The following is an 11412-nucleotide window of genomic DNA, read 5'->3' on the forward strand; positions in this document are numbered from 1 at the left end:
TTATTTTTTTATCTTATCTCCAATAAACTTCCAGTTACTCTCTGATTTTGTCTTGTAAAAATTTTTAAGTATATTGTATAGTCTTTCTCTTGTGACATCTCTATATATTTTTCCTGATCTAGCTATAGATACTCCACCAGTTTCCTCAGATACAATCAATGTAAGACAATCTGATATTTCACTTATACCTATTCCTGCCCTATGTCTTGTTCCCAATTCACTGCTTAAATCTTTTCTTTGAGTCAATGGCAAAAAACAAGCTGCAGACTTTATTTTTGTATCTCTTATTATTACAGCTCCATCATGTAATGGGGTATTAGGAATAAAAATATTTCCTAATAACTGTTTAGTTACTTGACCATCTATTTTTATACCAGTCTCTACTATTTCTTTTATCTTTGTCTTTCCTTCTAATACCAGTAGAGCTCCTATCTTCTTTGAGGCAAGGTCATAAGTGCTCTCTAAAATTTCTTCTACTAAATCTTCTATTATTTTATCATTTTCAACATCAGAATTTTTGCCAATTCTAACTATACTTGTATTTCTACCTATATGTTCTAAACCTGCTCTAAGCTCTGGTTGGAATATTATAAACGGCAATATAAATCCAACTTCTAGTATTTTTACTAACACCCAGTACAAAGTATGTAATTTAAACAATCCACTTAATTGAGTAGCTATGAGCAAAAATATTACACCTTTTAATAATTGTTCTGCTCTTGTATCTTTAATAAATTTTAACATTTGATAAAAAATATAGGATATTATCAATATATCAACTACATCATTTATACTTATTTTTGTCAGGATTTGAGTTATATTGTTTATAATCAAGTTAATTGCTAACATTGAAGACCTCCTAGATTTTACTAAGATTACTTTTTCGAAATAAAATTTTTTCGTTTTAATTAATGAATTTCCCAAAAAATAATTCTACATTTTATTTTACCACATATAAGAGATGGGTAATAGTCTATATCAATTTATAAATCTTAAAAAATTTTAAAAAATTAATAAAGAAAAATACAAAAAAAAGACTACCTTTATAAGTAGTCTTAATGAGCGCACAGGGATTCGAACCCCGGACACACGCCTTAGAAGGGCGTTGCTCTATCCAGCTGAGCTATGCACCCATGATAATAAATATTTTGGAGCGGGAAACGAGATTCGAACTCGCGACTTCGACCTTGGCAAGGTCGCGCTCTACCACTGAACTATTCCCGCATATAAAAATGGCGACCTGGAAGGGGCTCGAACCCTCGACCTCCAGCGTGACAGGCTGGCATTCTAACCAACTGAACTACCAGGCCGCATTAATTTCTTTCTTATGGTGGGAGTAACAGGGCTCGAACCTGTGACCCCCTGCTTGTAAGGCAGATGCTCTCCCAGCTGAGCTATACTCCCACATACAGAAAATGGAGCGGGTGAAGGGGATCGAACCCTCACAGCTGGCTTGGAAGGCCAGAACTCTACCATTGAGCTACACCCGCATATAAAATATAAAAAAAAATGACTCCTAGGGGAATCGAACCCCTGTTACCGCCGTGAAAGGGCGGTGTCTTAACCGCTTGACCAAGGAGCCAGAATAAATCTGGTTGCGGAGGAAGGACTCGAACCTCCGACCTTCGGGTTATGAGCCCGACGAGCTGCCAACTGCTCCACTCCGCGATATTGTTTGTACCTTCAAAACTGAATATATTATGTATTATGTCATCTTTTTTGGTCAAGTCCTCGATCTATTAGTATCAGTAAGCTACATACATTGCTGCACTTACACCTCTGACCTATCAACCAGGTAGTCTTCCTGGGATCTTAACCTTGCGGTGGGAAATCTTATCTTGAAGTTGGCTTCGCGCTTAGATGCTTTCAGCGCTTATCCTTTCCATACATAGCTACCCAGCTATGCCCTTGGCAGAACAACTGGTACACCAGAGGTATGTCCATCCCGGTCCTCTCGTACTAAGGACAGATCTTCTCAAATTTCCTACGCCTGCGACGGATAGGGACCGAACTGTCTCACGACGTTCTGAACCCAGCTCGCGTACCACTTTAATGGGCGAACAGCCCAACCCTTGGGACCAACTACAGCCCCAGGATGTGATGAGCCGACATCGAGGTGCCAAACCTCCCCGTCGATGTGGACTCTTGGGGGAGATAAGCCTGTTATCCCCAGGGTAGCTTTTATCCGTTGAGCGATGGCCCTTCCATTCAGAACCACCGGATCACTAAGTCCGTATTTCTACCTTGCTCGACCTGTATGTCTTGCAATCAAGCTCCCTTTTGCCTTTACACTCTTCGTACGATTTCCGACCGTACTGAGGGAACCTTTGAGCGCCTCCGTTACCTTTTGGGAGGCGACCGCCCCAGTCAAACTGCCCACCAGACAGTGTCCCAAGACCAGATTCATGGCCTATGGTTAGAGTCCCAATACTACAAGGGTGGTATCCCAAGGGTGACTCCATCAAAACTGACGCCCTGATTTCATAGTCTCCCACCTATCCTGTACATGTAGTATCGAAACCCAATGTCAAGCTACAGTAAAGCTCCATGGGGTCTTTCCGTCCTGTCGCAGGTACCCGGCATCTTCACCGGGATTACAATTTCACCGAGTCTGTTGTTGAGACAGTGCCCAAATCGTTACGCCTTTCGTGCGGGTCGGAACTTACCCGACAAGGAATTTCGCTACCTTAGGACCGTTATAGTTACGGCCGCCGTTTACTGGGGCTTAAGATCACTGCTTCGATTGCTCTAACAGATCCCCTTAACCTTCCAGCACCGGGCAGGCGTCAGCTCCTATACATCGTCTTGCGACTTAGCAGAAACCTATGTTTTTGGTAAACAGTCGCTTGGGCCAATTCTCTGCGGCCCCATTTCTGGGGCACCCCTTATCCCTAAGTTACGGGGTCATTTTGCCGAGTTCCTTAACAACAGTTCTCTCGCTGGCCTTAGGATACTCTCCTCACCCACCTGTGTCGGTTTGCGGTACGGGTACCTTTAATCTCGATAGAGACTTTTCTCGACAGTGTGAAATCAGCTGCTTCGCTACTTAGTTTCGCTCCCATTCGTATCCTAGCATTAATCAAACGGATTTGCCTATTTGATCTGCCTCAATACTTAGACACACATAACCAACAGTGTGCTCAGCTTATCCTACTGTGTCATCCCATCTCTCAAACGATTATCGGTAGTACAGGAATATCAACCTGTTATCCATCGCCTACGCCTTTCGGCCTGAGCTTAGGTCCCGACTAACCCAGGGAGGACGAACCTTCCCCTGGAAACCTTGGGTTTACAGCCTGAGGGATTCTCACCCTCATCTCGCTACTCATGCCAACATTCTCTCTCCCATACTGTCCACAGCTCCTTACGGTACTGCTTCATCCTGCATGGGAAGCTCCTCTACCCATCATATTTGATGCCGTAGCTTCGGTAGTATGTTTTAGCCCCGGAAATCTTCGGCGCAGGATCACTCGACCAGTGAGCTATTACGCACTCTTTAAATGAATGGCTGCTTCTAAGCCAACATCCTGGTTGTCTATGCAATCCCACATCCTTTACCACTTAACATACATTTTGGGACCTTAGCTGACGGTCTGGGCTCTTTCCCTTTCGACTATGAACCTTATCACCCACAGTCTGACTCCTGAATAAAAGATTATGGCATTCGGAGTTTGATAGTCTTCGGTAAGTGCAATACCCCCTAGGACATTCAGTGCTCTACCTCCACATCTCTACATTCAAGGCTAGCCCTAAAGCTATTTCGAGGAGAACCAGCTATCTCCGAGCTCGATTGGAATTTCACCGCTACCCACAAGTCATCCCCGCACTTTTCAACGTACGTGGGTTCGGACCTCCGCGAAATTTTACTTTCGTTTCATCCTGCTCATGGGTAGGTCGCCCGGTTTCGGGTCTACGTCATGTAACTAATTCGCCCAGTTAAGACTCGCTTTCGCTACGGCTACACACCTGAAGTGCTTAACCTTGCCACATAACGTAACTCGTTGGCCCGTTCTACAAAAAGTACGCGGTCACGCGAATAATGCGCTCCCACAGATTGTAAGTGTAGGGTTTCAGGTTCTATTTCACTCCCCTCCCGGGGTTCTTTTCACCTTTCCCTCACGGTACTATTCACTATCGGTCACTAGGTAGTATTTAGCCTTGGTGGATGGTCCCACCTGCTTCCCACAAGGTTTCACGTGTCTCGTGGTACTCTGGATCATGTCGGAGTCTTCTTGCTTTGTTTACGGGACTATTACCCTCTGTGGTCGAACTTTCCAGAACTGTTCTACTCACAATACCTCTCCTTTGTGACATGTCCGCAACCCCAAATTAGTAAACTAACTTGGTTTGGGCTCTTCCGCGTTCGCTCGCCGCTACTTACGGAATCGAATTTCTTTCTCTTCCTTCAGGTACTTAGATGTTTCAGTTCCCTGAGTTCCCCTCCATAGACTATGTATTCATCTAGGGATACTTGAACATTACTTCAAGTGAGTTTCCTCATTCAGAAATCTTTGGATCAAAGTGTATGTGCCACTCCCCAAAGCTTATCGCAGCTTATCACGTCTTTCATCGGCTCCTAGTGCCAAGGCATCCGCCCTACACCCTTAATAACTTGACCAGTTATTATTGAGATTTTTCTAAATTTAAGACTTACGTCTTGTTAAGAATAATTGGTGTTTTTACAAGTTTTCTCTTGGATAGATTACTATCATTTTATTAGATGTCATTGTATATCACAATATATTCAGTTTTCAAGGTACAATACTCGTTTATCTTTTTGTATTCTTTAAGATACTCCTTATAAAATACTCAGTCACATACTAATTGTATGTTCCATCCTATTTTTTAAGTGCGTCTCTTAAATTATGTCAAAAATATTTCACGAGCTTTATGATACTTATTGAAAGTATTTTTATTTGAAATTTTCATGTTAAATGAACCTTCAAAATTGAACAGCAGGTAATTCTCCTTAGAAAGGAGGTGATCCAGCCGCACCTTCCGATACGGCTACCTTGTTACGACTTCACCCCAGTTATCGACTCCACCTTCGACGATTTCCTCCTTACGGTTGGATAATCGGCTTCGGGTGTTTCCGACTCCCATGGTGTGACGGGCGGTGTGTACAAGACCCGGGAACGCATTCACCGCAGCATTCTGATCTGCGATTACTAGTAACTCCAGCTTCATGTAGGCGAGTTTCAGCCTACAATCCGAACTGAGAATGGCTTTAAGGGATTAGCTCCACCTCACGGTTTGGCAACCCTCTGTACCACCCATTGTAGCACGTGTGTAGCCCTAAGCATAAGGGGCATGATGATTTGACGTCATCCCCACCTTCCTCCAGGTTATCCCTGGCAGTCTCTCTAGAGTGCCCAACTAAATGCTGGCAACTAAAGACAAGGGTTGCGCTCGTTGCGGGACTTAACCCAACATCTCACGACACGAGCTGACGACAACCATGCACCACCTGTCACTTTAGCCCCGAAGGGAAGGTGTGATTAAACACCGGTCTAAAGGATGTCAAGCTTAGGTAAGGTTCTTCGCGTTGCTTCGAATTAAACCACATGCTCCGCTACTTGTGCGGGTCCCCGTCAATTCCTTTGAGTTTCACACTTGCGTGCGTACTCCCCAGGCGGAGTACTTAATGCGTTAGCTGCGGCACCGAGGGGGGTAACCCCCGACACCTAGTACTCATCGTTTACGGCGTGGACTACCAGGGTATCTAATCCTGTTTGCTACCCACGCTTTCGTGCCTCAGTGTCAGTTGCAGTCCAGAAAGCCGCCTTCGCTACTGGTGTTCCTCCCAATATCTACGCATTTCACCGCTACACTGGGAATTCCACTTTCCTCTCCTGCACTCAAGTCTTCCAGTTTCAGAGGCTGACTACGGTTGAGCCGTAGGCTTTAACCACTGACTTGAAAGACCACCTACGCACCCTTTACGCCCAGTAAATCCGGATAACGCTAGCCCCCTACGTATTACCGCGGCTGCTGGCACGTAGTTAGCCGGGGCTTCCTCACAGGGTACCGTCATTATCTTCCCCTGCAACAGAACTTTACGATCCGAAGACCTTCATCGTTCACGCGGCGTTGCTGCATCAGGCTTTCGCCCATTGTGCAATATTCCCCACTGCTGCCTCCCGTAGGAGTTTGGACCGTGTCTCAGTTCCAATGTGGCCGATCACCCTCTCAGGTCGGCTACTGATCGTTGCCTTGGTGGGCTGTTATCTCACCAACTAGCTAATCAGACGCGGGTCCATCCTATACCGCTAACACTTTGATACATCTACGATGCCATAAATGTACATTATCATGTATTAGTAAACTTTTCAGTATGTTATCCATGTGTATAGGGCAGGTTACCCACGCGTTACTCACCCGTCCGCCGCTCAACTTAAAGATGCAAGCATCAATAAGTCGCGCTCGACTTGCATGTGTTAGGCACGCCGCCAGCGTTCATCCTGAGCCAGGATCAAACTCTCATAAAAAATTTGTTCTGCGCTCAGACTATTGTTATCTCTAAAATATCTGGCTTGGTTTGTTTGTGGTTTAAATCTTGAAAAACTATTGTCTTATCAAGTTTAAACGATTAATCAATTTGCTATTTAAAGCTTATTGAATTAACCTGCTGTTCAATTTTCAAAGTTCATTCCATTTATTAAAAGTTCAAATGGTGGACCATCAGGGACTCGAACCCCAGACCTACCGGTTATGAGCCGGGCGCTCTAACCAACTGAGCTAATGGTCCTCGTTAGGCAAAAAAATGGTCGAGGTGAAGGGACTCGAACCCCCGGCCCCATGGTCCCAAACCACGTGCGCTACCAAACTGCGCTACACCTCGTCCTAATGGCGGAGAAGGAGGGATTCGAACCCTCGCACCGGTTTAATCCAGCCTAATCCCTTAGCAGGGGATCCTCTTGAGCCTCTTGAGTACTTCTCCAAAATTAAAAATGGCGGAGAGGGTGGGATTCGAACCCACGGTGCCTTACGACATCACTGGTTTTCAAGACCAGCTCCTTAAACCACTCGGACACCTCTCCGTAGAAATGATCTATCCGCGATTCGAACGCGGGACACCTTGATTAAAAGTCAAGTGCTCTACCGACTGAGCTAATAGACCATGATAAAAATATTCTTTTAGTGGAGCTGGTGATAGGAATCGAACCTACAACCTGCTGATTACAAGTCAGCTGCTCTACCGTTGAGCCACACCAGCTTAATATGGTGGGAGTAACAGGGCTCGAACCTGTGACCCCCTGCTTGTAAGGCAGATACTCTCCCAGCTGAGCTATACTCCCATATGACTCCTAGGGGAATCGAACCCCTGTTACCGCCGTGAAAGGGCGGTGTCTTAACCGCTTGACCAAGGAGCCAAGTGTGAAAGCTCCAAGGGTGGGGCTCGAACCCACAGCCTACCGGTTAACAGCCGGTTGCTCCACCATTGAGCTACCTTGGAATAACGTGGCTACGTCCTATTCTCCCAGGCAGCTTCCCACCAAGTACCTTCAGCGCTAAAGAGCTTAACTTCTGTGTTCGGTATGGGAACAGGTGTATCCTCTTTGCTATAATAACCACATTTTCTTTCATTTTTCCGTCCCTCACAAGGACAAGTATTATATTATCATAATCATATATAGCCGTCAACACTTTTTGAAAAGTTTTTTTATTTTTTTTTCATTATTTTTCCAACTTCACTTGTATATATTGAAATTTAAGGTTTTTTTATTTTAACCTTATTGAAAAAAAATACAAAAAAATGGGTCAAGTTTATAATTAATAATAAATGACCCATAATTTTTTATAAAATATTTTTTATTTTTCTCTAATCATTATTACACTATTTATAAAAATAACGTAATAATTTAATATATTTTTTGTTATTTGTAAAATAATAGTAATTACTTTAATAAAGCCTTAGCTTTGTTAACTACGTTCTCTACTGTAAATCCAAAGTGCTTAAATAGTTCTTCAGCAGGTGCTGATGCTCCAAATGTAGTCATTCCTACTACATCGCCTTCGAATCCAACATACTTATACCAAGGCATTGGTTCCCCAGCTTCAACTGCCAGTCTAGTTCTCACACTTGATGGTAATATTTCTTCTTTGTATGCACAATCCTGATCTTCAAATAAATCTATACAAGGAACTGATACTACTCTTACTGATTTACCGGCTTTTTCTAGTTCTTCCTTTGCACCTACAGCAAGTTCAACTTCTGATCCAGAAGCCATTATTATTAAATCAATATTTTCTTTATTAGAAGCTTCTTCTAGTATGTACGCTCCCTTAAAGGCATCTTGAGAAGATCCCTTTAACTGTGGTAAATTTTGTCTAGTAAGTACTAATGCTGTTGGTCTATCCTTTGACTGCATAGCAGTAGCCCAAGCTACAGCAGTTTCTGTATAATCTGCTGGCCTAAATACATTTATATTAGGTATTGATCTTAACATAGCTAATTGTTCTACTGGTTCATGAGTTGGCCCGTCTTCGCCTACACCTATACTGTCATGAGTTAATACATATGTCACTGGTAATCCCATTAATGCAGCTAATCTTATCATCGGTTTCATAAAATCACTGAATACAAAGAATGTAGCACAGAATGGCTTTAATCCACCATGTAGATATATACCACTTGTTATTGCTGTCATACCCATTTCTCTTACTCCGAAGTGTATGTTTCTTCCTCCTCTATTCTGTGGAGAGAAGAATCCTGCATCTTTCATTTCTGATTTATTTGAAGGTGCAAGGTCTGCAGATCCTCCCACTAAGTTTGGATACAAATCTTTTAATTTATTTATAATCGTTCCTGATGTCGCTCTTGTAGCCATAGACTTATTTTCAAATTCCCAATATTCTTTAGAATCCATTATTTTAGACATATCTACATCAGCAAAATATTCATCCCATAATTTTTTCATTTCAGGATATTCTTTTGTATATGCTGCAAACATTTCATTCCACTCATTTTCTTTTTGAATGCCATTTTCAGCCAATTCACTATAGTGATTATATATATCATCAGAAATTTCAAATTCATTTTGACTTTCCCATCCTAAGCATTCTCTAAAAGCTTGTACATTTTCAGCGCCTAGAGGTTCACCATGAGCACTCGCCTTACCTACCTTAGCTGGACAACCAAATCCTATTTGTGTTTTATTTATTATTATAGATGGTTTATTTTTTTCGGCCTTAGCTTCTTCAATAGCCTTAGAAATTGCCTCTAAATCATTTCCATCTTTTACTACTATTACCTGATATCCAAAGGCCTTGAATCTTGCTTCTACATCTTCAGTAAATGCAAAATCAGTATCTCCTTCTATTGTAATATTATTTGAATCATAAAGTATTATAAATTTGTCTAGCTTTAAAGTACCTGCTAAAGATAATGCTTCATAAGATACACCTTCCATCAGGCAACCATCTCCTGTCATTGCAAATGTATAATGGTCAACTACTGGATAGTTTTCCTTATTAAATACTTCTGCAAGGTGAGCTTCTGCTATAGCCATACCAACTGCTGTAGATACACCAGCACCTAGAGGACCTGTAGTTGCTTCTATCCCTTTAGTGTGACGATACTCTGGATGCCCTGGAGTCAAAGATCCAAACTGTCTAAATTTCTTTAATTCTTCGATAGTTACACCTTCATATCCAAACATATGAAGTAGAGAATATATTAAAGCTGAGCCATGACCTGCAGATAAAATAAATCTATCTCTATTTTCCCAGTTAGGATTTTTTGGATTGTGGTTCATATGGTTGGCCCACAATTCATAGGCTGCTGGCGCTGCTCCTAAAGGTAAACCAGGATGTCCTGAGTTCGCTTTTTGAACCTGATCAGCTGATAAAACTCTTAATGCGTTTACTGCTTTTTGATTTATATTCATATATAAACTCCTCTCAAATTAATAGTTAAGATATATTATAGTACATTTATACAAATACTTAAATATATCTTTATAAAATATTTGAAAATTACAAATTTCCTATAATAAGTTTAGTTTTTATGGAAATCGCTTTCTTTTATTTATTTCTTTCTTTTTTATCTATTTTATTAAATTTTTATCTATCAATCTTAAAAAATCTCTGTATTTTACGATATATTCTTTTTTGAAATTTTTATAAGATTTACAGTGACCTTTATTATCAAAAATGATTAATTCAGTAGTTGCTACGCTTTTGTCCCGCAGCTTGACGCTCTCACCATAAGGAATCACCCTATCACTTTTTCCATGAATAAGCAAAATCGGACAAACTACCTTACATATTTCATCTAAAGGACTTATATCTTTAGGATCAATTCTACTTTTCTTTTCCATAAATTTTAATACTAGATAATTAAATGGTATTTTGGGAAGCTTTGTCCAAACATTTAAATTGTTTTCTAAATAATTTTTTAAATTAGAAAATGGGCTATCACAAACTAAGCCAATTATATCTTTATTATTTGATGCTGCTAATATTGCAGTTGAGGCTCCCATAGAAATACCATGAACTATTATAGGACAGTTAGATTTTTTCTTAGCAAAAGCTATAGCCTCCAATAAATCCTCTTTCTCTCTTTTTCCACTAGTCGTATTTCCACCTTGGGATCTGCCTTGACCAGAATAATCAAAAGTCAATATATTAGCCCCTATAGAGTTCATCCAAACAAAAAAATCATATGCTGAAAAAGTAGGACTTTCTCTATTTTCCATGTAACCATGCGAATAAACTAGTGTGAATGTTGGATTATGTGCTGGTATATACCAACCATATATTTGGTTTCCTTGGGACATAAATTGTATATTTTCGTAATCTAGTCCTAACATGTCCTTAGGGTTTGACATAAGAGCTAGTCTCTTCGGATTATTTAATTTATAACTTACTTGATGACTAATATAAAAAATAATAAAAATACTAATCATAACTGCTGTAAATACTATAATCAATAAATATTTTAAAAACATAAGGGCCTACTTTCTATTATTATTTTCGTTTGTACTTACTATAACTTATATTTTAATGTATACATAAAAAATATGTAAGAGATTAAAACTTATTTTTTCAATAATTTTCGAAAATTTAAAAATATTTTTTATTTTATTTTCAAATAAGTATTTACTTTATAGTTTTTTTGCTATATAATTAATCTCAACTTAATAAAGGATAGAGGTGCGATCGACATCAGTACTTTCAAACAATGTAGGCAAACAGTTTGTAAGGAAAGGGGACGTCGCCGAAATTGTATATGTTTTGCTTGGCATATACTTTTGGAATGATGGTTAAGAGCTGTTGTTTTGTCATTATTTAGGTAATAATGGAGTGCTAACCGGTATAAATCAAACTATTGAATTGTTGCGGGACAAATGTATACTCTACATTTGTTTTTTTATTTATAAAACCGTGGCTACACTCCATATACCAAAA

Annotated in this window: 3 protein-coding genes, 16 tRNA genes, 3 rRNA genes and 1 riboswitch; all 22 genes read right to left on the bottom strand. The window is 40.5% G+C overall.

Features of this window, described 5'->3' with window-relative positions:
* Entirely contained in the window at positions 1-849 is an 849-nt protein-coding gene (gene cdaA / locus O0R46_RS08840) for a diadenylate cyclase CdaA (protein WP_269311393.1), read from the bottom strand.
* 210 nt (positions 850-1059) lie between these two features.
* Positions 1060-1133, bottom strand: a tRNA-Arg gene (locus tag O0R46_RS08845).
* 16 nt (positions 1134-1149) lie between these two features.
* Positions 1150-1224, bottom strand: a tRNA-Gly gene (locus O0R46_RS08850).
* 9 nt (positions 1225-1233) lie between these two features.
* Positions 1234-1310, bottom strand: a tRNA-Asp gene (locus O0R46_RS08855).
* Between the two features lie 18 nt (positions 1311-1328).
* Positions 1329-1404 (bottom strand) — tRNA-Val (locus O0R46_RS08860).
* Between the two features lie 12 nt (positions 1405-1416).
* Positions 1417-1490: transfer RNA gene (locus O0R46_RS08865), tRNA-Gly, on the bottom strand.
* A gap of 20 nt (positions 1491-1510) precedes the next feature.
* Positions 1511-1582: transfer RNA gene (locus O0R46_RS08870), tRNA-Glu, on the bottom strand.
* Between the two features lie 10 nt (positions 1583-1592).
* Positions 1593-1668, bottom strand: a tRNA-Met gene (locus tag O0R46_RS08875).
* 51 nt (positions 1669-1719) lie between these two features.
* Positions 1720-4618: ribosomal RNA gene (locus O0R46_RS08880) — 23S ribosomal RNA — on the bottom strand.
* Between the two features lie 355 nt (positions 4619-4973).
* Positions 4974-6488, bottom strand: a 16S ribosomal RNA gene (locus O0R46_RS08885).
* A gap of 183 nt (positions 6489-6671) precedes the next feature.
* A tRNA-Ile gene (locus O0R46_RS08890) sits at positions 6672-6748 on the bottom strand.
* Between the two features lie 16 nt (positions 6749-6764).
* Positions 6765-6841: transfer RNA gene (locus tag O0R46_RS08895), tRNA-Pro, on the bottom strand.
* A gap of 6 nt (positions 6842-6847) precedes the next feature.
* Positions 6848-6940: transfer RNA gene (locus O0R46_RS08900), tRNA-Ser, on the bottom strand.
* A gap of 11 nt (positions 6941-6951) precedes the next feature.
* Positions 6952-7040: transfer RNA gene (locus O0R46_RS08905), tRNA-Ser, on the bottom strand.
* A gap of 7 nt (positions 7041-7047) precedes the next feature.
* Positions 7048-7120 (bottom strand) — tRNA-Lys (locus O0R46_RS08910).
* A gap of 21 nt (positions 7121-7141) precedes the next feature.
* Positions 7142-7216 (bottom strand) — tRNA-Thr (locus O0R46_RS08915).
* Positions 7217-7222: 6 nt separating this feature from the next.
* Positions 7223-7298: transfer RNA gene (locus O0R46_RS08920), tRNA-Val, on the bottom strand.
* 3 nt (positions 7299-7301) lie between these two features.
* Positions 7302-7373, bottom strand: a tRNA-Glu gene (locus tag O0R46_RS08925).
* 11 nt (positions 7374-7384) lie between these two features.
* Positions 7385-7456 (bottom strand) — tRNA-Asn (locus O0R46_RS08930).
* A gap of 3 nt (positions 7457-7459) precedes the next feature.
* Positions 7460-7576, bottom strand: a 5S ribosomal RNA gene (gene rrf, locus O0R46_RS08935).
* Together the 16S, 23S and 5S rRNA genes with 16 tRNA genes alongside form the textbook arrangement of a ribosomal RNA operon.
* 322 nt (positions 7577-7898) lie before the next feature.
* Positions 7899-9890: a transketolase gene (tkt, locus tag O0R46_RS08940; RefSeq protein WP_269311394.1), complete on the bottom strand. Its 1992-nt coding sequence runs from the start codon at positions 9888-9890 to the stop codon at positions 7899-7901.
* A gap of 159 nt (positions 9891-10049) precedes the next feature.
* Entirely contained in the window at positions 10050-10952 is a 903-nt protein-coding gene (locus O0R46_RS08945; protein ID WP_269311395.1) for an alpha/beta hydrolase, read from the bottom strand.
* A 192-nt stretch (positions 10953-11144) separates the two neighbouring features.
* Positions 11145-11321, top strand: a riboswitch (Lysine riboswitch).
* Positions 11322-11412: the final 91 nt, after the last annotated feature.

The sequence above is a fragment of the Peptostreptococcus equinus genome, from assembly GCF_027125355.1.
In the GTDB taxonomy this organism is placed as follows: Bacteria; Bacillota; Clostridia; order Peptostreptococcales; family Peptostreptococcaceae; genus Peptostreptococcus; species Peptostreptococcus equinus.